This is a genomic window from Pseudomonas sp. SYWMCR5 (genome assembly GCF_057197165.1).
Map to the genome: position 1 here is coordinate 123,318 of NZ_JBXUNH010000003.1, position 21,267 is coordinate 144,584.

A 21,267-nucleotide genomic window follows, 5' to 3' on the forward strand; every position below is an offset into this window, starting at 1 on the left:
TTCAGTGCTCCTGTCCCGCGCTTGCGGCGGCCTGTTCGGCTGCACGTCCGCGCGGGCCGTGAAAGTATTCGTGAATCCAGGGATCGTCGGTGCGTTCGACCTCGGCCAGCGGGCCTGCGACCAGCACTTTCTTCTGCGACAGCACCGCCACCCGGTCGGTGATGGTGTAGAGGGTGTCCAGGTCGTGGGTGATGAGGAACACCGAGAGGCCGAGGGCATCGCGCAGGGTCAGGATCAGTTGGTCGAAGGCTGCGGCGCCGATCGGGTCCAGCCCTGCCGTGGGTTCGTCGAGGAACAGGATATCCGGGTCCAGTGCCAAGGCGCGGGCCAGGGCCGCGCGCTTGATCATGCCGCCGGACAGCGAGGCCGGGTACTTGTCGGCGGCGCTGATCGGCAGCCCAGCCAGTGCCAGCTTGACCCCGGCCAGGTGCTCGGCGTCGGCGCGTGACAGCCCGGCATGTTCGATCAACGGCAGCGCGACGTTCTCGGTGACGGTCAGCGACGAGAACAACGCGCCTTTCTGGAACAGCACGCCGAAGCGCCGTTCCACCTGCGAGCGTTGGTCGTCGTTCAGCGTGGCCAGGTCCTGGCCGAACACCTTCACCCTGCCCTCGTTAGGCCGCCGCAGGCCGACGATGCTGCGCAGCAGCACCGACTTGCCGCTACCCGAACCGCCGACCACGGCGAGGATTTCGCCGCGGTACAGGTCCAGGTCGAGCTGCTCGTGCACGCTCTGGCTGCCGAAACGGTTGCACAGGCCACGGGCTTCGATCACTGCTTCACGTGCACCACTCACCAGCCCATCTCCATGAAGAACAGCGCGGCCACCGCATCCAGCACGATGACCACGAAGATCGACTGCACCACCGCCGAGGTGGTGTGTGCCCCGACCGACTCGGCGCTACCGCTGACCTTGAAGCCCTCCAGGCAGCCGATGGCGGCGATCAGGAAGGCGAAGAACGGCGCTTTGAGCAGGCCGACCAGGAAGTGCTGCACGCCGATGTCGCTCTGCAGCAGCGAGAGGAACATGGCCGGCGGAATGTCCAGCGACAGCGCACAGACCACCGCGCCACCGACGATGCCGCAGACCATGGCGACGAAGGTCAGCAGCGGCAAGGCGATCAGCAGCGCCAGGACCCGCGGCACCACCAGCAGCTCGATGGGGTTAAGGCCCAGGGTGCGGATGGCGTCGATCTCCTCGTTGGCCTTCATCGAGCCGAGCTGCGCGGTGAAGGCACTGGCCGTGCGCCCGGCCATCAGGATCGCGGTGAGCAGCACGGCGAATTCGCGCAGGAAAGAAAAAGCCACCAGGTCGACGGTAAAGACTGTCGCACCGAAATCGGCCAGCACCGTGGCCCCTAGAAAGGCCACTACGGCGCCGACCAGGAAGGTCAGCAAGGCGACGATGGGCGCGGCGTCCAGGCCTGTCTGCTCGATGTGTGCGACCACTGGGGTGACCCGCCACTTGTGCGGTTGCAGGAGTCGGGTGGCGAGCGTGGCGAGGATCAGGCCGACGAAACCGAGCAGTTGCCGGGTGTCCTGCCAGAGTGTGTCGACGGCGCAGCCGATGCGTGCGAGCAATTGCAGCAGGACCGGTTGTTCGGCTTCCTTGATCGGGATGCAGTAGTCCTGCACCGAGCAATACACCGTCTTGAGCAAGGCCCGGCTGGCCTCGGGGAGCTCGTCGGTGCAGCGCGACAGACGCTCGGCGCCCAGCAACTCGGCCAGCAGCGAGGCGCCGGCGGTGTCCAGGCGCCCAAGCTGGCTGAGGTCGGCGATCGTGTCGGCATCGTACTGGTCGCGCAGGCGCTCGCTGTCGCGCTTGAGGCTGGTGTAGTGGGCCAGGGTCCAGTCGCCGGCGATCAGTAGGCGCGCGGGGTGCTGGCGGGTGTCGAGGGTGGCGCTGGGCTCCATGCTTTTGACTCTGCACGACGGCGGTGGGTCAGATCATAGCCTGTTGCAGCGGCAGTGGCTTCAATCGCGGGGCAAGTCGCAACGGCGAACCCTCACCCCGCCGGTACATCCTCGACCACCTTGAAGCGCAGCACGCCGATCACCTGGCCATCCTCGGTCAGCACGCGCACCTGCCACTTGCCCACTGGGTTGGGCGGGAAGTTCTGCTTGTGGGTCCAGGCCCGATAGCCTTCCTTGCGCCCACCGTGGATGTCCAGGGCGATGCGGTCGACTTCTTTGCCGTCCTGCTGCCACACGTGATAGATCCGCTCGTTCAGCCCGCGTGGGGCGTTGATTGCGGTATAGGCGTACAGCCCCGCGCTGCGAATGCGGCTGGCGGCGATCTCGTCCAGCGATTCGCCGGGCTGGCGGTCCTGCAGCTCGGTGGTCACCGCCACTTCGGTCATCCACAGGGTGGCCGGTGGCACCCATGAACGCAGCAGCCAGCCGCCGCCACCCACGGTCAGGGTCACCAGCACCAGCGCCACGGCGCGGCGCCAGGTGTTGATCGGGAAACTGCTGGCCAGGCTCGGGAACGACAGCACCATGGCCGCGATCAGCGCCAGCTTGAAGCTCTGTGCGGTGGTCAGGTGCAGGATGATCGGCAGCGCCGTGAGCAGCGCGGCGAACAGGGTCAGGGTGTGCAGCGCGAGGAACAGCCAGCGCCGCGGTGCGAGCCATTTGTAGTACAGCGGATCGACGATGGAGATCAGCCCGGCTGCGCCGAGCAAGCCGGTGAACACCAGCTGGCCGCTGTTCCAGGTGGTGGTGATGAAGAAGAACGGCAGGACGAAGAACAGGCTTTCCTGGTGGATCATCTGGGTGGCGTAACGCAGCAGCGGCTGCGGGATTTCGCGCTTGAACGTGCGCGCGAACAGGCCGGTCAGGGTGTTCTCGAGCATCAGCCAGACCCAGCTGACCAGCATCAGCACGGCGATCCAGCTGGCGAGGCCGGCCTGGCGGTCGACCAGGATGAAACTGCCGATGCCGGACAGGAAGCCGCCAAGGGCGATGACCCCTGGGTAGCGTTTGAGCAGTTCGATGATGCGTTGGACGATGTGGGGTATGGGGGGCATGGGTTGGGCAGCGATAGGGGTGACTGTTCTGGCCTCTTCGCGGGCAAGTCGCAACGGCGAAGAGGCCGATACAGGATACCGCCGAATCAGCTGTCCCGTGTAGCGCCGCTGGGGCGATCCGCCGGCTGGCGCCTTTTGCGGATCAGGCCGATGGCGAGTATCAGTCCCAACCCCAGCGCCACCAACCCGTACAGCTCGTCATACCCCAGCAGCGGTTTCTCGATACGCAGGTAGCCCGGTTCCTTGAGCAACAGCCGTAACGCCTCGTTGGCCTGCTTGAGGCTGACCTTGCGCAGTTTGCCGACCGGGTCGCTGAAGTGGCCGTTGTCGTAGTCGTTCAGCGCGCCCCAGTAATAGTCGGCCAGTGCACTGTTGCCCTGGGTGGTCCAGCTTTCGCGGGCAATCGCGGCCTCCTTGAGGCGGGCGAAGGTGTCCGGGTCCAGGCCATGCTTGCGCAGGTGCTCGAACAGCTCCTGCAACACCTTCACCGCCTCGTCGATGTCCTGGCGCTCAAGGTCGGCGTTGAGGCTGAGCATGCCGCTGTCGCCGAAGCTTTCGCGCCGCACCGAAGGTCCGTACGACAAGCCGTGACGCAGGCGCAACTGGTCGTACAGCGCCCAGTCGAGGTAACGCGAGAGCAGCTCGAGTGTCTGGTCGTGGTCGCTGTCGAGCACCGGTTCGATGAACAGCCAATGCAGCCTGGCGGTATCGCCCAGCCAGCCGCGGATCAGGTCGCGGCGTTGTTCGGCCTGCTGGCTGATGCTGTCGAGGTTGCGTCGCTCGCCCGGCTCGGTGGCTGGCAGCTCGCCGTAGGTGCGCTCCAGATAGGCCGGCAGCAGGCGGTCGAGGCCGCCGACGACGATCAGGCTCATGTTGTTGGCGGCGTACCAATGCTCGCGCATGGCCTGCACCTGTTTCAGGGTCATGCCGTCGATATCCGAGCGCTCCGGGCATTTGAGCCCCAATTCCACCGCCAGCTGGTCGCTGGCCGGATGACCGATGTCCTGGCGGTCCAGCCAGCGTTGCAGGTGGCCGTAATGGCCGCCATCCTCGCGCTCGATGATTTTCTTGGCGGTGGCCAGGGCCTTGGCGTCGATCTTCGTGTCGCGCACCGCCGCCAGCAACAGGTCGAGCACCTTGCGCTGGTTGCGTGCCGGCGCCTCGATGACGAAGGTGGTATCGGCAGCGCTGGTGAAGGCGTTCCACTCCCCGCCCAGCGCCTGCAGGCGCTCTTCCAGGCCACCTTCGCCGGTTTCGTCGATGCCGCTGAACAGCAGGTGTTCGAGCAGGTGCGGCAACTCGCGCTGCTTGCACTCGAAATCGTCGAGGCCCACGCCGACCACCAGGCGGATCGACACATGATCGCGTTCGTACCCGGACTTGAGGATCACCTGCAGGCCGTTGGGCAACAGATAGCCTTCGACCCGTGAGCGGTCGAGGGCGAACGAGGGCAGGCTGCAGAGAATCAGGCAAACGAAGGTCAGGCAACGCATGGGCGGGCTTCCGGGCCGGTCTCCAGGTGTGCGGGGGTCAGGACAGGCGGGCGTCGTCCGGCACGCTGTCGAGCAGAAGCCCGCCGGTGTCCGCGCCGCCCAGTACCACATAGGCACTGCTGCAGAACAAAGAGTTCAACCGCTTCATGTCGGCGATCAGCTCCAAGTGTAGCGAACTGGTCTCGATACTCTGCACCACCTTGCGTTGCAGGCGGCTGACATGGGCGTGGGCCAGGCGCCGTTCCTGGGCGCGGAAGCGGCGTTTCTCGCGCAACAGCAGGCGTGCGCTCTCAGGGTCGGCGCTGAGGAACACCGACAGGCCCAGGCGCAGGTTGGCCAGCAGTTGCTCCTGAAGGCCCGTCAGTTCTTCCAGGCCGACCTGGGAGAACTCCCGGCGTTGTGAGGTCTTCTGCTGCTGCACCTTGCGCAGCATGCGCTCGATCAGGTCGCTGGCCAGCTTGAGGTTGATCGACAGTTCGATGATCTCGGCCCAGCGCCGGTTGTCCTGTTCGCTCAGGTCCTCGCGTGACATCTGCGCCAGGTACAGCTTGATGGCGCTGTACAGGGCCTCGGCGTCCTCGCCCAGGGCGCGGGTCTGTTGTGGTAGTGCGGTCTGGCTGCCGCGCAGGGCGCCGAGCATGGCCTCGAGCAGGCTGTCGACGATGTCGCCCAGGCGCAGGGTCTCGCGGGCTGCGTTGGCCAACGCCAGGCTGGGGGTTTCCAGCGCCGAGGCGTCGAGGTGCCGGGGCTTGGCCTGACCATTGGCGACTTCGCGTTCGGGTAGCAGGGTGGTGCACAGGCGTCCCATAGGTTTGACCGTGGGCAGCATGATCAGGCAACGCAGGGTGTTGTAGAGCAAATGGAAGCCGATCACCAGCTCTTGCGGGCTGAAACTCAGCGAGTCCATCCAGTCCACCAGCGGGTGCAGCACCGGAATGATCAGCAGCAGGCCGATCAGCTTGTACAGCAGGCTGCCCAGGGCCACGCGACGCCCGGCAGCGTTCTGCATGCGGGCGCTGATGAAGGCCAGCATGCCACTGCCGATGTTGGCGCCAACCACCAGGCCGATGGCCACCGGCAGGCTGATCACTTCTGCACCGGCCAGGGTCGCGGTAAGCAGCACGGCCGCGAGGCTGGAGTAGGTGATCATGGCGAACAGGGCGCCGACCAGGGCGTCGAGCAGGATATCGCCGGTCAGCGAGGCGAACAGCACTTTCACCCCTTGTGCATGGGTGATCGGCGCAGCAGCCTGCACGATCAGCTCAAGTGCCAGGATGATCAGGCCCAGGCCGATGGCCACTCGGCCCATCTGGCCGAGGCGTGTCTGCTTGCGCGACAGGAAGAAGATCACCCCGACGAACACCAGCAGGGGCGACAGCCACGACAGGTCGAAGGTCAGCACCCGCGCCATCAGCGCGGTACCGACGTCGGCACCGAGCATGATCGCCAGGGCTGGGGTCATGGCCATCAGGCCCTGGCCGACGAAGGAGGTGACCAGCATGGCGGTGGCGTTGCTGCTCTGCACCACGGCGGTGACGACGATGCCGGCAATGAAGGCCAGCGCGCGACGGTCCATGTTCTGGCTGAGCACGCGGCGCAGGTTCGAGCCGTAAACCCGAAGAATGCCGGTGCGCACGATATGCGTGCCCCAGACGAGCAGCGCCACGGCGGAAAGCAGGTTGAGCAGGGTCAGCATGTTTCGAGGCCCCCTTTTTACCGATGCCCCAATGCGGGGCCAATGGGTGAAGCCGTGAGCCTGGCCCGGGGGTGGGCTTTGTATTCAGTGCTCACTGAAGCTTTAGTTGTTTTGCGCGGTTGTCGCCAGCTTGGCATGGCGGGCATTTATTTGAAACATTTCTGTCACAAGTATGTTGGGTGTTTCAGAGCCAGTGCAGACAAACGAAAAAGGCCCCGAAGGGCCTTTTCAGTGACGTCCAGTACTTACTGACCCGGAATGTCCTTGCGCAGTTTCACCGGATCATGCTCCTTGCCTTCCTTGCGCGCCATTGCAGTACGCATGCGGATGTTGATCGCTTCCACTGCCAGCGAGAACGCCATGGCGAAGTACACATAGCCCTTCGGTACGTGCACGTCGAAGGACTCGGCGATCAGCACGGTGCCGACCACGATCAGGAACGACAGCGCGAGCATCTTCAGCGACGGGTGCTTGTCGATGAAGTCGCTGATGGTGCCGGCGCACAGCATCATCACCAGCACGGCGACGATGATCGCGGCGATCATCACCGGCACGTGCGAGACCATGCCGACTGCGGTGATCACCGAGTCCAGCGAGAACACGATGTCGATGATGGCGATCTGGATGATGGTGTAGAAGAACTTGCCGCCGGCGCCTTTGGGTTCGTCGCTGCCTTCGTCCTCACCCTCGAGGCCGTGGTAGATCTCCTGGGAGCTTTTCCACAGCAGGAACAGGCCGCCGAAGAACAGGATCAGGTCGCGGCCCGAAATGCCCTCGCCAAAGATTACGAACAGGTCGTCGGTCAGGCGCATTACCCAAGTGATCGAGAGCAGCAGCATGATCCGGGTGACCATCGCCAGCGCCAGGCCGAAGATCCGCGTGCGCGGCTGCATGTGCTTGGGCATGCGGCTGACCAGGATCGAGATCATGATGATGTTGTCGATCCCGAGCACGATCTCGAGTGCAGTCAGGGTGAAAAAGGCAACCCAGATTTCCGGGCTGGTCAGCCATTCCATGTGTATTCCTTCGAACGATGAAGGCGACGCGCCCGGGAGAGCGGGCGTGTCGCGGTGGGGTGGTGCTCTTTTCTTACAGACTACTGATCAGTGGGAAAACTCCCATGAGCAAGGCGGCGAGCATTATGCACAGGCACACCAGAACTGCCCACTTCAGGGTGAAGCGCTGGTGATCGCCGAATTCGATCCCCGCCAGGGCTACCAGCAGGTAGGTGGAGGGTACCAGCGGGCTGAGCAGGTGTACCGGTTGTCCGACGATCGATGCACGGGCCATTTCCACCGGGGTGATGCCGTAGTGGCTGGCAGCTTCGGCCAGTACCGGCAGCACGCCGTAGTAGAACGCGTCATTGGACATGAAGAAGGTGAACGGCATGCTGACGATCGCGGTAATGGCCGCCAGGTACGGGCCGAGCGCATCCGGGATCACCGCCAGCAGGCTCTTGGACATGGCCTCGACCATGCCGGTGCCGGACAGGATGCCGGTGAAGATACCGGCGGCGAAGATCAGCCCGGTCACGGCCAGCACGCTACCGGCGTGTGCGGCGATGCGGTCTTTCTGCTGCTGCAGGCAGGGGTAGTTGACGATCATGGCGATACTGAAGGCGATCATGAACAGCACCGGCAGCGGCAACACGCCGCAGATCAGCGCGACCATCAGGGCAGCGGTCAGGGCACCGTTGAACCAGATCAGCTTGGGGCGGCGCGCTTCGGGGAACTGCGACACGCTGATTTCGCTGTGGTCGATGTCGTCGGTCGGCAGGTGCAGCTCACCCAGGCGGGCACGCTCGCGCTTGCCGTACATGTAGGCGATGGCGAGGATCGCCAGCACACCGAAGGCCATGGCCGGGATCATCGGCACGAAGATGTCCGAAGGATCGACGTGCAGCGCGCTTGCAGCGCGGGCGGTCGGGCCACCCCAGGGGGTCATGTTCATCACGCCACCGGCGAGGATGATCAGGCCGGCCATGATTCGCGGGCTCATGCCCAGGCGGCTGTACAGCGGCAGCATGGCGGCGCAGCAGATCATGTAGGTGGTGGCGCCGTCACCGTCGAGCGAGACCACCAAAGCCAGCACGGCGGTGCCGACCGAGACTTTCAGCGGGTCGCCCTTGACCAGCTTGAGGATCTTGCGCACGGCCGGGTCGAACAGGCCGGAGTCGATCATCAGGGCGAAGTAGAGGATGGCGAACATCAGCATCACGCCGGTAGGCGCGAGCTTGCTGATGCCTTCGAGCATCATCGGGCCGATCTTGGCGGAGAAACCGCCGAACAGCGCGAACAGGATCGGAACCAGGATCAGGGCGATCAAGGCCGACAGGCGCTTGGTCATGATCAGGTACATGAAGGTGATGACCATGGCAAAGCCAAGGAAGGTCAGCATGGCGGTACTCCAGGCAGGGCGCGGCGAAAGGACGGACGATTCGGGCGGATCAGCGCGTCAGGCGCTGTGCATGGAATAGCGTGAGGGGTACTGCGGGGAGGCGGGCACAGGAAAGCATCGGTATCACCATTGTTGTTGTTGATTGGGCCGGGTGCGCACGTTGGCGGACACCCTGGCTGGCCGGTCTGTCGCCGGAGGTGGGGCTATCCTAGGGGCGCAAGCTTTCAGCCAGCTTTCGCCTCGATGAAGGCGACGGGAGGTCGTTTCATGAATGACGTACTGGAAGGCGGGTGCCATTGCGGTGCCCTGCGCTATCGACTGGAGGGTGACCTGACGGATATCGCCCATTGCCACTGCTCGATCTGTCGACGGGTCAGCGGCGGGCTGGTGGTGACCTGGCTCACACTGCCGCGCAAGGGCTTCCAGTGGATGGCGGGGGAGCCGAAGCGTTATATGGCCCCGGCCAGTTGCACGCGCTACTTCTGCGGCGACTGTGGCGCGCATGTGGCGCTGGAGACGACGCACAGTCCGCTGAGCATCGATGTGACGGTGGCGACGCTGGACCGGCCAGAGCAGGTGCGGGCCAATCGGCACATCTGGACCGGCAGCCGACTGCCGTGGCTGCACCTGGATGAGGAGCTGCCTGGCGAGGTGGAGGAGAGTCTGTAACGAAATGCGGGGCCTGGTTACAGGCCCCGCAGGTCTTCAGATGGTCAGCGTCCAGTCGTAGTCGACGATCAGTGGCGCGTGCTGCGAGAAGCGCGGCTGGCGCGGCAGACGCGCACTGCGCACGAAGCGGCGCAGACCCTGGGTGAGGATCTGGTAGTCGAAGCGATAGCCCAGGTTGAGCATCTCGGCCTGTTCGTTGTCCGGCCACCAGCTGTACTGGTCGCCTTCGCGGCTGACTTCGCGCAGGGCGTCGACATAGCCCATTTCGCCGATGATCGCGTCCATCCAGGCCCGCTCTGGCGGCAGGAAGCCCGGCGACTGCTGGCTGTCGCGCCAGTTCTTGATGTCGAGCTTCTGCTGCGCCACGTAGAACGAGCCGCAATAGATGTATTCGCGACGCTTGCGACGCTGCTTGTCCAGGTACTTGGCGAAGTCATCCATCAACTTGAACTTCTGGTTCAAGTCTTCGTCGCCGTTCATTCCCGAAGGCAGCAGCAGGCTGGCGATGCTTACCTTATCGAAATCTGCTTGCAGGTAGCGCCCGTAACGGTCGGCCGTCTCGAAGCCCAGGCCGGTGATGACTGCCTTGGGCTGCATGCGCGAGTAGAGCGCCACGCCACCTTGGGCAGGCACTTCCGCTTCGCAGGCATAAAGGAAATAGCCATCGAGCTGGAAAGCTGGGTCATCGAGTTCAAAGGCCGAGGCGCGGGTATCCTGAAGGCAGATGACGTCGGCATTCTGGGCTTGCAGCCAGCTGAGCAGTCCACGCTCGGCCGCAGCCTGAATGCCATTCACGTTCACACTGATGATCCGCATAAATGGCCCCAAAAATCTCGTGCGTGTATGATACCCGAGCTCAACTCATTTAGCTAAATCCGTGGTGTCCGGGACTTTTCATGCAGCCGTATCAGCGCGACTTCATTCGTTTTGCCATCGATCGCGGCGTTCTGCGCTTCGGTGAATTCACCCTGAAATCGGGGCGTACCAGCCCGTACTTCTTCAACGCCGGCCTGTTCAACAGCGGATCGGCCCTGGCCCAGCTGGGGCGCTGCTATGCGGCCGCCATCGTCGACAGCAAGATCCCCTTCGACGTGCTGTTCGGCCCGGCGTACAAGGGCATCCCGCTGGCAGCGGCCACGGCGGTGTCCCTGGCCGAGCAGCATCAGCTCGATGTGCCATGGTGCTTCAACCGCAAGGAAGCCAAGGATCACGGCGAGGGCGGTAGCCTGGTTGGCGCCCCGCTGGCCGGTGACGTGCTGATCATCGACGACGTGATCACTGCCGGTACCGCCATCCGCGAAGTGATGCAGATCATCAAGGGCCAGCAGGCCAACGCCGCAGGCGTGCTGATCGCACTGAACCGCGAAGAGCGTGGCAATGGCGAGCTTTCGGCGATCCAGGAAGTGGAGCGTGATTTCGGCATTCCGGTGGTCAGCATCGTTTCGCTGACGCAGGTACTGGAGTTCCTGGCCGACGATCCCCAGCTCAAGCAACACCTGCCGGCGGTCGAGGCGTATCGCGCGCAGTACGGGATCTGATCTCGGATCGGTAATGAAAAAGGCGACCCATGTGGGTCGCCTTTTTCATTGGATCGGCGGCGGGTTTTTCGCGGGCAAGCCCGCTCCCACAGGGATTGGGCTGGCTTCTAGCTTTTGAGCAAGACAGTTGCTCCAACAGAGGTCTACTGCCGCTGTGGGAGCGGGCTTGCCCGCGAAGCAGTCGCCGCTTAGTCCGTGCCGTACTTCGGCGAACGCGGCCCGTACAGGATCCCGCCGTTCGGGTTCGGCGACAGCAGGCGCGCGCTGGTGATACCGGCGATCGGATAACCGGCGTCTTCCTGCACGCTGCTGATGACCTGGTTCACTGCTGCAGTGATCAGCATGCCGATCAGGCCGCCCTGGTTCTGCCGGCCTTCCTCGCTGGATGCAGTGGCGGTGCCAGTCCACAGGGTGGTGCCGGTCTTCAGGTCGACCAGCTTGGCGCTGGCGGTCACGATGGTCGCGCTGCTCAGCACCATGTAGCGGGTGCCGTAGTCACTGACGGTCACGTACAGCGCCGCGTCGGCACCGAAGATCTCGTGCAGCTTGGCGGTCGGCAGCTCGTGGATGTCAGCCGGGGTGGTCATGCCGTTCTGGCGGAAGGTCTCGGCGACCAGCGCCACCGGCATCACGTAGTAGCCCGCCTCGGCCAGCGGGTAGGTGACCTGCGCGAGCATGCTGTAGCTGGCCTTGACGTCCGGCGAGTTGTTCAGCGGCGGCACGATCAGGATCGACTTCGGACGGCTCTGCTTGTAGGCCGCGTAGTCGGTGGTCTTGCGCTCGGCACAGCCGGCGAACAGGGCCAGCACGCAGGCGCCGACGATCAATTGGGTGAGGCGCTTGATCACTGCTTCGCTCCTTGCGTGGCGTTCTTCATCAGGAAGTCCATGTACGCCGCCGATTCAGGGAACAGTGCCTTCTCGGTGCGGAACTGCTGGATCATCTGGTCGTCCTTGCCCAGGCTCGAATAGAGCAGGCCCAGTTGCGCGTGATACCCAGGCGGGACGGCGCCATTCTTGGCCTTGATCTTCTCCAGGTCGCGCTCCAGGGCGATGACCTGTTCTTCCTTGGACTGGTCGTTGAAGTATTCGCGCACTTGTGGCTGGTAGCTTTCCCACTGGTACAGCGGCTTCTGCGAGTTGCAACCGACCAGCAGGGCGCTGGCCAGCAGGAGCCCGGCGCCAGTGCGCCAGGCCGAGCGGGTGATGCTCATCTACGTGCTTCCTTGTCGTTGTCGTCTTGCTGCAGGGTCTTACTGCGCTTGCGGCTTCCACTGGCCGCTTTCGACAGCGCCGACCAGCTTGTTCACCGCTTCGCGCATGGCCAGGTCGAGGACCTTGCCATTGAGGGTCGAGTCGTAGCTGGCGGTACCGCCGAAGCCGATGACCTCACGGTTGGACAGGGCGTATTCGCCTGCGCCCTGGCTCGAGTAGACCACTTCGGAAGTGCTGATGTTGACGATGTTCAGCGCGACCTTGGCGTAGGCGATCTGAGTCTTGCCACGGCCGAGAATGCCGAACAGCTGGTGGTCGCCGACTTCCTTGCGGCCGAATTCGGTGACATCGCCGGTCACGACGAAGTCAGCGCCCTTCAGGCGTTGGACTTGGCCCTTGATGGCCGCTTCCTGCTGGATCTCACCCATGTTGTCGCGGTCCAGCACGTTGAAACGGCCAGTCTGCTGCAGGTGGGTGATCAGGATGGTCTTGGCCTGGCCGCCGAGGCGATCGACGCCGTCGGAGAAGATGCCGCGCATGTAGCTCGAACGGTTGTCGAACTTGCCTACGGCGATCGGTGCACGCACGCCGCTGTACGGGCGGCTGACGCTCTCGACCTGTTGTACGGCCACGGCGGTGGAAGTTTCGGTAGCGCAGCCGGCGATGGACCCGAGCGCGACGGCAGCTGCCAGCACGAGTCCTTGTGATGCGTATTTCACGCGAGTTCTCCAGGTAAATAGTAACTATTTGCAGCGGGCGTGCATTCTGCCACGTTGTGTCGGCAGCCTGGAGAGAAAGTTGAGGGCGGGACAGAGAAAAGTAATGGCATTGCGCCATGTTTCATTTTGGGCTTGGAGCAAGCCTGCGTGACCCTTGTAGGGGCAGGCTTGTCGGGGCGTACTTTTCGCGGGCAAGTCGGGGCGCCGAACCGCCGCTCCTACGGGGGTTTTGCAGGAGCGGGTCAGCGATCAACGCATCAGTGACGCTTGCGGTTGGTGATCAGGGTGCCCACGCCGCTGTCGGTGAAGATCTCCAGCAGCACCGCGTTCGGCACCCGGCCATCGATGATGTGCGAGCTGTTCACGCCACCCTGCACGGCTTCCAGTGCGCACTTGATCTTCGGCAGCATGCCACCGTAGATGGTGCCGTCGGCGATCAGCTCGTTGACCTGCTCGGTGGTCAGGCCGGTGAGGACCTGGCCCTGCTTGTCCATCAGGCCGGCGATGTTGGTCAGCAGCATCAGCTTCTCGGCTTTCAGGGCCTCGGCGACTTTGCCGGCGACCAGGTCGGCGTTGATGTTGTACGACTCACCGTTGGCGCCCACGCCGATTGGCGCGATCACCGGAATGAAGTCGCCCTTGACCAGCATGTTCAGCAGCTCGGTGTTCACGCCCACGACTTCGCCGACATGGCCGATGTCGATGATTTCCGGGGTGGTCATCTCGGGGGTCTGGCGGCTGACGGTGAGCTTCTTGGCGCGGATCAGCTCCGCATCCTTGCCGGTCAGGCCGATGGCGCTGCCGCCGTGGCGGTTGATCAGGTTGACGATATCCTTGTTGACCTGGCCGCCCAGGACCATCTCCACCACGTCCATGGTCGCCGAATCGGTGACGCGCATGCCGTCGATGAAGTGGCTCTCGATCGACAGGCGCTTGAGCAGGTCTCCGATCTGCGGGCCGCCGCCGTGCACGACGACCGGGTTGATGCCCACCGCCTTCATCAGCACGATGTCACGGGCAAAGCCGGTCTTGAGCTCTTCGCTCTCCATCGCGTTGCCGCCGTACTTGATCACCAGGGTCTTGCCGACAAAGCGGCGGATGTAGGGCAGCGCTTCGGACAAAACTTCGGCTACATGGGAAGCGGCATCGCGATCGAGGGTCATGCAGGGCTCCAGTGAGGAACAGATAGTCGGTCAGAACGGCAGTTGCAGGCCAGGTTCGGCCCGCAGCAACTGCGTGCGGAATACAGCCTTGATACGGTCGAGTTCTGCCTCGCTGTCGGCCTCGAAGCGCAGCACCAGCACCGGTGTGGTGTTGGAGGCGCGGACCAGGCCCCAGCCGTGTGGGTAGTCGACCCGCACACCATCGATGGTGGTCAGGTTGGCTTCGCCCCAGTCGGCGTCGCGTTGCAGTGCATCAATGATGCTGAATTTACTCTCGTCGGTCACATCGATGTTGATTTCCGGCGTGGAAATATCGTTCGGGAACGCGGCGAACAGGTTTTCGGCATCCTGGTCGGCCTTGCTGAGGATTTCCAGCAGGCGCGCGGCACTGTAGATGCCATCGTCGAAACCGTACCAGCGTTCCTTGATGAAGATGTGTCCGCTCATCTCGCCGGCCAGCAGCGAGCCGGTCAGTTTCATCTTCTTCTTGATCAACGAATGACCGGTCTTCCACATCAGGGCGCGGCCGCCGTGCTGTTCGATCAGCGGCGTCAGGCGACGGGTGCATTTGACGTCGAAGATGATCTCGGCGCCGGGGTTGCGCGACAGCACGTCCTGGGCGAAGAGCATCAGCAGGCGGTCGGGGTAGACGATGCTGCCGGTGTTGGTCACCACGCCAACGCGGTCACCGTCGCCGTCGAAGGCCAGGCCGAGGTCGGCGCCGGTCTCCCTGACCTTGGCGATCAGGTCTTCGAGGTTCTCGGGCTTGCCCGGGTCCGGGTGGTGGTTGGGGAAGTTGCCGTCGACCTCGCAGAACAGCGGGATCACCTCGCAGTTCAGCGCCTCGATCAGTTGCGGGGCGATCACGCCAGCGGCGCCGTTGCCGCAGTCGACCACCACCTTCAGGCGCTTGGCCAGTTTCACGTCACCGACGATCTGCTGGAAGTAGCGCTCGAGGATCTCGACCTTTTCCACACGGCCTTCGCCGCGCGGTACGTCGTTGGTCTTGAGGCGGGTCAGCAGGGCCTGGATCTGTTCATTGGCCAGCGTATCGCCAGCGATGACGATCTTGAAGCCGTTGTAGTCCGACGGGTTGTGGCTGCCGGTGAGCATAACGCCTGAAGTACCGGCCAGCACGTTGGCGGCGTAGTACAGCGCGGGGGTGGGCACCAGGCCGACGTCGCTGACCTGGCAACCGGCATCGACCAGGCCCTGGATCAGTTGCTCGACCAGCATCGGGCCCGACAGGCGGCCGTCACGGCCCACGGAGATTTTCGGCTCGCCCTGGGCTCGGGTCTGGGCACCGATGGCGCGGCCGATCCAGTAGGCGGTCTCGGCGTGCAGTGTCTTGCCGACGATGCCGCGGATGTCATAGGCACGGAAGATGCTGTCCGGCAATGCGGGTACCAGTTGGGCCATGTCGTTCATCTCTGGGGACTCCAAGGGTCAAAGGCTTCTGGGTAAGCGCAAACTGAACGCTTGGACGGTAGATAGCCCCGAGAGTTCGCCGTCCATGGCCCCGACGGTCGGCTCAGCGGGTGCCGGAGTGGCCGAAACCACCGCTGCCACGCTGGGTTTCGTCGAAGGCTTCGACGATGTCGAAATGCGCCTGCACCACCGGTACCAGGATCAGTTGGGCGATGCGCTCGCCGATGCTGATGGTGAACGGGGTGTTGCCGCGGTTCCAGCACGAGACCATCAGCTCGCCCTGGTAGTCCGAGTCGATCAGGCCGACCAGGTTGCCCAGCACCACACCGTGCTTATGGCCAAGGCCCGAGCGCGGCAGGATCATCGCCGCCAGCCCCGGATCGCCGATGTAGATCGACAGGCCAGTGGGGATCAGCAGGGTCTGGCCCGGCTCGAGGACGGTGTCCTCCTTGAGCAGGGCGCGCAGGTCCAGGCCGGCGGAGCCGGGGGTGGCGTATTGCGGCAGGGGGAATTCGGTACCCAGGCGTGGGTCGAGGATCTTGGCTTGAAGAGCGTGCATGGAACTTATTGAACCTGATTGAGCCGTTCGGCGATGAAGGCGACCAGTTGCCGGGCGATCTTGCCCTTGCTGGTCTGCGCGAAGAGGGTCTGGTGCTGCTGGCGGTCGATCACGGTCAGGGCGTTTTCCTCGCTGTTGAAGCCGATGCTGGGGTTGGCCACATCATTGGCGACGATCAGGTCGAGGTTCTTGTCCTTGAGCTTGCGCGTGGCGTAATCGAGCAGGTGCTCGGTCTCGGCAGCGAAACCGACGCTGAACGGGCGGTCGACGCGGCCAGCGAGGGTGGCAAGGATATCCGGATTGCGCACCATCTGCAGCAGCATGCCGTCGCCAGTCGTAGGGTCTTTCTTGAGCTTTTGCGGGGCGACCACCTCGGGGCGGTAGTCCGCGACTGCTGCCGAGGCGATGAACAGGTCGCACGGCATGGCGGCTTCACAGGCCGCGAGCATGTCCCGCGCGCTCACCACGTCGATGCGGTTGACCCGGTCAGGCGTTGCCAGGTGCACAGGGCCGGTGACGAGGGTCACCCGGGCCCCGGCCTCGGCGGCCGCTTCGGCCAGGGCAAAGCCCATCTTCCCGGAACTATGATTGGTGATGTAGCGCACCGGATCGATGTTCTCTTGGGTGGGGCCGGCGGTGATCAGCACGTGCTTGCCGGTCAGGGCCTGGCGCTTGAAGCTCTCGGCGGCGCACCAGGCAAGGTCGGTGGCTTCGAGCATGCGGCCCAGGCCGACGTCGCCGCAGGCCTGGCTGCCGGAGGCGGGGCCGAACACCTGGATGCCACGGCGCTTGAGCAGCTCTAGGTTGTCCTGAGTGGCCGGGTCGCGCCACATGGCCTGGTTCATGGCCGGGGCGACGGCGACGGTGGCGTCGGTGGCCAGTACCAGCGTGGTCAGCAGGTCATCGGCCATGCCCTGGGCCATGCGCGCCATGAGGTCGGCGGTGGCCGGGGCGATCAGCACCAGGTCGGCCCACTTGGCCAGTTCGATATGACCCATCGCAGCCTCGGCGGCGGGGTCGAGCAGGTCCATGTGCACCGGGTGGCCGGAGAGCGCCTGCAGGGTCAGCGGAGTGATGAACTCGGCCCCCCCGCGGGTCATGACGACACGCACCTGCGCGCCGTGTTCCAGGAGTCGGCGAATCAGCTCGGCGCTCTTGTAGGCGGCAATGCCGCCACCCACGCCGAGAACGATGCGCTTGCGATACAGCCGCTGCATAGGCTTGCCTTTTTCCAGTGAAAGCGGGCGGCGACGTTTGAAATTGCCTGCGGCAGAACGTCGCATTTAACGAGGCGAAATAGATTAACACAGGGCTTGAAGGCGCCGCAGTACAACGCAAGGAGGGGTATGAACATCAGGGAATGGCCGCTGGACGAGCGGCCGAGGGAGAAGTTGCTGGCGCGTGGGGCGAGCAGTCTGTCGGATGCGGAACTGCTGGCCGTGTTTCTAGGGTCTGGCGTGCGTGGTCGCAATGTCGTGGAGCTGGCGCGGGGGTTGCTGGCGAAGTTCGGCAGCCTGCGTCAGTTGCTTGAGGCCGACCGGGAAGCTTTCCTGGGCGAACTTGGGCTGGGGCCGGTCAGGTACAGCCAGTTACAGGCGGTGTTGGAGATAGGGCGCCGGCACCTGGCGACCACCATCGAGCGAGAATCGGCCATGGACAGTCCGACGGTAGTGCGGCGCTACCTGAAGTCCATGCTGCGGCATGAGAGCAGCGAGGTGTTCGGGTGTCTGTTTCTGGACAACAAGCACAGGCCGCTGGCGTTCGAGATCCTGTTCAGAGGCACGATCAATCGAGCGGTCGTCTATCCTCGCGAGGTCGTGCGTCGAGCCCTGGCGCACAACGCGGCGGCGCTTATCCTGTGCCACAACCACCCGTCGGGCAACAGCGAGCCCAGCCAGGACGACGTGCATCTGACCCGCACCTTGAAGCAAGCACTGGCGCTGATCGATGTGCGGGTGCTCGATCATGTGATCGTCGGCGATGGCGAGCCGTTGTCGATGGTCGAGCAGGGATGGATCGGAGCATAGGAGCAACTGTCTTGCTCAAAATCCAAAGGCCAGCCCAATCCCTGTAGGAGCGGGCTTGCCCGCGAAAAGGCCGACACCGGACGTCAGTCAGCGCTCCACCGATACCTTGCTGAAGTCCACCCGCCCGAACGGGCTCACCTGATACCCCTTCACGCGATTGCTGAGCAAGGTCGAGGCTTTCGGATGGGCCAGCGGCAGCCACAGCGCCTGCTGCTGGATCAGCGTCTGTGCCTGCTGGTACAGCCTGCTGCGCACGCTCTGGTCGTTGGTGGTACGCCCGGCATTGATCAACTGGTCGAGACGGCTGTCGCAGAACCGCGCGAAGTTGGTCCCCGACTTGATCGCCGCGCACGAGAATTGCGGGCTGAGGAAGTTGTCCGGGTCGCCGTTGTCACCCGCCCAGCCCATGAACAGCAGGTCGTGCTCGCCGGCCTTGGCGCGGCGGATCAACTCGCCCCATTCGATCACGCGGATCTCGGCCTTGATGCCGACTTTCGCCAGGTCGGCCTGGAGCATCTGGGCGCCGAGGCTCGGGTTGGGGTTGAGCAGGCTGCCCGACGGACGGGTCCAGATCGTGGTGCTGAAGCCGTCGGCAAGGCCGGCCTTGGTCAGCAACGCCTTGGCTTTCTTCAGGTCCAGCGCGTAGCCGGGCAGGTCCTTGGCGTAACTCCAGGTGGTGGGCGGGTAGGGGCCGTTGGCGGCGGTGGCGGTGCCTTCGAACACCGCCTTGAGGTAGGCCGGTTTGTCGAAGGCCAGGTTGATCGCCTGGCGCACTTCGGGTTTGTCCAGCGGCGGGTGCTCGCTGTTGATGGCGACGAAGGCGGTCATGAAGGCCGGGGTGGAGGCGACCTTGAGTTTGTCGTTCTGGGCAGCTTCGGCGATGTCCAGCGGCTTGGGCGACAGGGCCACCTGGCATTCGTTGCGCTTGAGCTTCTGCAGGCGCACGTTCGGGTCGGTGGTGATGGCGAACACCAGCGGGTCGACCGCAGGCTTGCCGTCGAAGTAGTCAGGGTTGGCGCGGTAGCGCACCAGGGCGTCCTTCTGGAAGCGCTGGAACACGAACGGGCCGGTGCCGATGGGCTGGCTGTTGAGTTTTTCGGGCGTGCCGTCCTTCATCAGCTTGTCGGCGTACTCGGCCGAGTAGATCGAGGCGAAACCCATGCTCAGGGTGGCCAGGAAGGTCGCGTCCGGGTGGGTGAGGGTAAAGCGCACGCTCTGCGGGTCGGGCGCCTCGATCGACTTGATCAGGCTGCCCAGCTGCAGCGACTGGGCGTGCGGATAACCACCAGGTGCGGTCTTGTGCCAGGCATGGGCGGGGTAGAGCATGCGCTGGAAGCTGAACAGCACGTCGTCGGCATTCAGCTCGCGGGTCGGCTTGAAGTAGTCGGTGCTGTGGAACTTCACGCCATTGCGCAGCGTGAAGTCATAGACCAGGCCGTCTTTGGAGACCGTCCAGCTTTGGGCAAGGCTCGGCACCACCTTGCCCTGGGCGGCGTCGAACTCGACCAGGCGGTTCAACAGCACGTCGGCCGAGGCGTTGGTGGTGGTCAGCGAGTTGTACTGAACCACGTCGAAACCTTCCGGGCTGGCCTCGGTGCACACCGACAGCGGCGCTGCCTGGGCAAGACCTGCGGCGAGCAGGGAAGTGAATAGAACGGAAAGGGCGGCGACGCGCATGGTGGATCCTCGGCTGGTCAGGGGCCCATCTGCCAGTGCAGTCTGGAATAGGAAACGTCCTACCCTAGTGCGCCAGTCGGGAAATGGCCACCTGATTTTTATGCCGTGCGGCGACGAGCGGTCGACAGTGCGCGGGCCTTGTCGCTATGCTGGCCGGGCGCGATCGGCCCGATCGGAATGTGCATCTTCTGTTGTTGTGGCCGACCCTTTCTGGTATAAAGCAGCGCTCTTTTCTAGGGGCTCGGTCTGTCGCTCATTTGAGCCGGTTCGATAAGACCCCCGGAAACACGGCGCCTTGGCGCCATAGACTGAGAGATTAAGCGGCCAACCCATGCCGGGTTGGGCATGTGGTTTTAGAGGGCTGAGGCATGTCGAGAGTCTGTCAAGTTACCGGTAAGGGTCCGGTAACCGGGAACAACATTTCCCACGCAAACAACAAAACCCGTCGTCGTTTCCTGCCGAACCTGCAGCACCACCGTTTCTGGGTTGAATCCGAGAATCGTTTCGTGCGTCTGCGCGTTTCCGCCAAAGGCATGCGTATCATCGACAAGCGCGGCATCGATGCCGTTCTGGTCGACATCCGTAAAGCTGGCGCCAAGGTTTAAGGGAGAACATCATGCGTGAATTGATCCGTCTGGTTTCGAGTGCCGGTACCGGCCACTTCTACACCACCGACAAGAACAAGCGCACCACTCCGGACAAGATCGAGATCAAGAAGTACGATCCGGTCGTTCGCAAGCACGTGGTGTACAAGGAAGCCAAGATCAAGTAATTGATCCGGCAACCAAAAAAACCCGCAACCGAAAGGAAGCGGGTTTTTTTATTGCTGTCTGTTCAGGCTAGTGCGCGCGCCGCAGGTTTCAGCAGTTGCGCAGGCCGGTTATGAAGCCTTCTTCGTCTACATCGATCCTGACCTGGTCGTGCTTGAAGTCCCGCAGGTCTGCACCGGTAACAACCCGGACGGTTGCCAGGCCCGTCAGCTCGAGAACATAGGCGTTCACGCTTTCAACGTAGCGCGAACCGATGACGTGGCGTGCAGGGGCGAGGATGTCGGTAGTCATATGCTGTTCCTTGTCGACTGTCCGGAAGTGGACGCTGCCATCGTTGCAATCCTCGTTCGACGGATGCGGTACTTAATCCTCGCAAGCCCTGTCACTTCTGCTCGAACATCACATAGATCTTGCGGCACGGCTCCAGCACCTCCCAGGTGCCCTTGAAGCCGGCCGGGATGACGAAACGGTCACCGGCCCGCAGGGTCTTGGCGCCGCCGTCCTGGTCGCGCAGCACCGATACGCCCTGGACGATCTCGCAATACTCGTGCTCGGTGTAGTTCACCGTCCACTGGCCGACCTCACCCTCCCAGACGCCTGCGGCAAACTGCCCGCAGGGGCTCGAATAGTGGTTGTAAACCGCCTGGTCCGGCTCGCCCTTGAGGATCTTCTCGGCCGCCGGGCGGTAGCGCTCGGCTTCGGTGAGGACCTGGGCGAAGTCGATGATGCTGTCGATGCTCATGCTGAATACCCTGTTGTTGTTTAATAAAATGCACATCAGTAGGCTTTTAAGCCATTCGTGTCAAATATATTGATAGTTTAACCGGCCTGGTTTAGGGTGTCGGATGCCCGTGTGCGCTTGTCGCCCGGCCAGAATTTCTGACAGTG

The 21,267-nt window shown here is 63.6% G+C and carries 22 protein-coding genes and 1 pseudogene; 5 read left to right on the forward strand and 18 right to left on the reverse strand.

The window, feature by feature from the left end; translation table 11 throughout:
* Position 1: 1 nt before the first annotated feature.
* From AC2CGW_RS10985 to AC2CGW_RS11015, 7 genes are all read right to left on the reverse strand, one after another.
* On the reverse strand, positions 2-796 hold the full coding sequence (locus AC2CGW_RS10985) for an ABC transporter ATP-binding protein (RefSeq protein WP_186669924.1): 795 nt from the start codon (positions 794-796) through the stop codon (positions 2-4).
* Positions 793-1,914, reverse strand: coding sequence for an ABC transporter permease (locus tag AC2CGW_RS10990; RefSeq protein ID WP_186721065.1), 1,122 nt, complete (start codon positions 1,912-1,914; stop codon positions 793-795). The genes AC2CGW_RS10985 and AC2CGW_RS10990 overlap by 4 nt, the downstream gene beginning before the upstream one ends.
* Positions 1,915-2,006: 92 nt before the next feature.
* Positions 2,007-3,029 carry a DUF5924 family protein gene (locus AC2CGW_RS10995; RefSeq protein ID WP_186669922.1) on the reverse strand — a complete coding sequence of 341 codons (1,023 nt, stop codon included), beginning with the start codon at positions 3,027-3,029 and terminating at the stop codon, positions 2,007-2,009.
* A gap of 86 nt (positions 3,030-3,115) precedes the next feature.
* Positions 3,116-4,522 carry a M16 family metallopeptidase gene (locus tag AC2CGW_RS11000; RefSeq protein WP_186669921.1) on the reverse strand — a complete coding sequence of 469 codons (1,407 nt, stop codon included), beginning with the start codon at positions 4,520-4,522 and terminating at the stop codon, positions 3,116-3,118.
* Positions 4,523-4,559: 37 nt separating this feature from the next.
* On the reverse strand, positions 4,560-6,218 hold the full coding sequence (locus AC2CGW_RS11005) for a Na/Pi cotransporter family protein (RefSeq protein WP_186721061.1): 1,659 nt from the start codon (positions 6,216-6,218) through the stop codon (positions 4,560-4,562).
* 245 nt (positions 6,219-6,463) lie between these two features.
* Positions 6,464-7,234, reverse strand: a complete 771-nt coding sequence (locus AC2CGW_RS11010) for a TerC family protein (protein ID WP_186669919.1) — start codon at positions 7,232-7,234, stop codon at positions 6,464-6,466.
* A 73-nt stretch (positions 7,235-7,307) separates the two neighbouring features.
* Entirely contained in the window at positions 7,308-8,615 is a 1,308-nt protein-coding gene (locus AC2CGW_RS11015) for a CitMHS family transporter (RefSeq protein WP_186721059.1), read from the reverse strand.
* A gap of 267 nt (positions 8,616-8,882) precedes the next feature.
* Between AC2CGW_RS11015 and AC2CGW_RS11020 the strand changes: the two genes are divergently transcribed.
* A complete protein-coding gene (locus AC2CGW_RS11020; protein ID WP_186669918.1) occupies positions 8,883-9,284 on the forward strand; it encodes a GFA family protein in 402 nt (133 codons plus the stop codon).
* Positions 9,285-9,320: 36 nt separating this feature from the next.
* Here AC2CGW_RS11020 and AC2CGW_RS11025 read toward each other — a convergent pair whose 3' ends face one another.
* Positions 9,321-10,100: an exodeoxyribonuclease III gene (locus AC2CGW_RS11025; protein ID WP_054893329.1), complete on the reverse strand. Its 780-nt coding sequence runs from the start codon at positions 10,098-10,100 to the stop codon at positions 9,321-9,323.
* An 80-nt stretch (positions 10,101-10,180) separates the two neighbouring features.
* Between AC2CGW_RS11025 and pyrE the strand changes: the two genes are divergently transcribed.
* Positions 10,181-10,822 carry an orotate phosphoribosyltransferase gene (gene pyrE, locus AC2CGW_RS11030; RefSeq protein WP_125931046.1) on the forward strand — a complete coding sequence of 214 codons (642 nt, stop codon included), beginning with the start codon at positions 10,181-10,183 and terminating at the stop codon, positions 10,820-10,822.
* 188 nt (positions 10,823-11,010) lie between these two features.
* Here pyrE and AC2CGW_RS11035 read toward each other — a convergent pair whose 3' ends face one another.
* The 7 genes and pseudogenes from AC2CGW_RS11035 to coaBC all read right to left on the reverse strand — a co-directional run bounded on the left by AC2CGW_RS11035 (position 11,011) and on the right by coaBC (position 17,122).
* Positions 11,011-11,649: a DUF799 domain-containing protein gene (locus AC2CGW_RS11035; protein ID WP_189657705.1), complete on the reverse strand. Its 639-nt coding sequence runs from the start codon at positions 11,647-11,649 to the stop codon at positions 11,011-11,013.
* 17 nt (positions 11,650-11,666) lie between these two features.
* Entirely contained in the window at positions 11,667-12,035 is a 369-nt protein-coding gene (locus AC2CGW_RS11040; protein ID WP_054893326.1) for a DUF4810 domain-containing protein, read from the reverse strand.
* A 39-nt stretch (positions 12,036-12,074) separates the two neighbouring features.
* Positions 12,075-12,755 (reverse strand): CsgG/HfaB family protein, encoded by a 681-nt coding sequence (locus AC2CGW_RS11045; protein ID WP_054926178.1) that lies wholly within the window; start codon positions 12,753-12,755, stop codon positions 12,075-12,077.
* Positions 12,756-13,012: 257 nt separating this feature from the next.
* Positions 13,013-13,918 (reverse strand): acetylglutamate kinase, encoded by a 906-nt coding sequence (gene argB / locus AC2CGW_RS11050; protein ID WP_063542032.1) that lies wholly within the window; start codon positions 13,916-13,918, stop codon positions 13,013-13,015.
* A 30-nt stretch (positions 13,919-13,948) separates the two neighbouring features.
* A pseudogene (locus AC2CGW_RS11055) lies at positions 13,949-15,322 on the reverse strand (phosphomannomutase/phosphoglucomutase); the annotation flags it as partial.
* Positions 15,323-15,449: 127 nt separating this feature from the next.
* Entirely contained in the window at positions 15,450-15,905 is a 456-nt protein-coding gene (dut, locus tag AC2CGW_RS11060) for a dUTP diphosphatase (RefSeq protein ID WP_063542034.1), read from the reverse strand.
* Positions 15,906-15,910: 5 nt separating this feature from the next.
* Positions 15,911-17,122: a bifunctional phosphopantothenoylcysteine decarboxylase/phosphopantothenate--cysteine ligase CoaBC gene (gene coaBC, locus AC2CGW_RS11065; protein ID WP_484574043.1), complete on the reverse strand. Its 1,212-nt coding sequence runs from the start codon at positions 17,120-17,122 to the stop codon at positions 15,911-15,913.
* 129 nt (positions 17,123-17,251) lie between these two features.
* Here coaBC and radC point away from each other — a divergent pair, with 129 nt between their 5' ends.
* Positions 17,252-17,932: a RadC family protein gene (gene radC / locus AC2CGW_RS11070; protein WP_186669915.1), complete on the forward strand. Its 681-nt coding sequence runs from the start codon at positions 17,252-17,254 to the stop codon at positions 17,930-17,932.
* A gap of 87 nt (positions 17,933-18,019) precedes the next feature.
* On the opposite strand, the gene AC2CGW_RS11075 is transcribed toward radC, so the two are convergent.
* Entirely contained in the window at positions 18,020-19,609 is a 1,590-nt protein-coding gene (locus AC2CGW_RS11075) for an ABC transporter substrate-binding protein (RefSeq protein WP_186721056.1), read from the reverse strand.
* Positions 19,610-19,977: 368 nt separating this feature from the next.
* On the opposite strand from AC2CGW_RS11075, the gene rpmB reads away from it, so the two are divergent.
* Together rpmB and rpmG are read left to right on the forward strand one after the other, a co-directional pair.
* On the forward strand, positions 19,978-20,214 hold the full coding sequence (gene rpmB / locus AC2CGW_RS11080) for a 50S ribosomal protein L28 (RefSeq protein WP_054894119.1): 237 nt from the start codon (positions 19,978-19,980) through the stop codon (positions 20,212-20,214).
* An 11-nt stretch (positions 20,215-20,225) separates the two neighbouring features.
* Positions 20,226-20,381: a 50S ribosomal protein L33 gene (gene rpmG / locus AC2CGW_RS11085; protein ID WP_003253507.1), complete on the forward strand. Its 156-nt coding sequence runs from the start codon at positions 20,226-20,228 to the stop codon at positions 20,379-20,381.
* Positions 20,382-20,469: 88 nt separating this feature from the next.
* Here the strand turns inward: rpmG and AC2CGW_RS11090 are convergent, their stop codons facing one another.
* The gene (locus AC2CGW_RS11090; RefSeq protein ID WP_186669911.1) at positions 20,470-20,670 is read right to left on the reverse strand and encodes a hypothetical protein; all 201 of its coding nucleotides are present in this window, start codon (positions 20,668-20,670) and stop codon (positions 20,470-20,472) included.
* A 91-nt stretch (positions 20,671-20,761) separates the two neighbouring features.
* Entirely contained in the window at positions 20,762-21,121 is a 360-nt protein-coding gene (locus tag AC2CGW_RS11095; RefSeq protein ID WP_003253509.1) for a cupin domain-containing protein, read from the reverse strand.
* Positions 21,122-21,267: the final 146 nt, after the last annotated feature.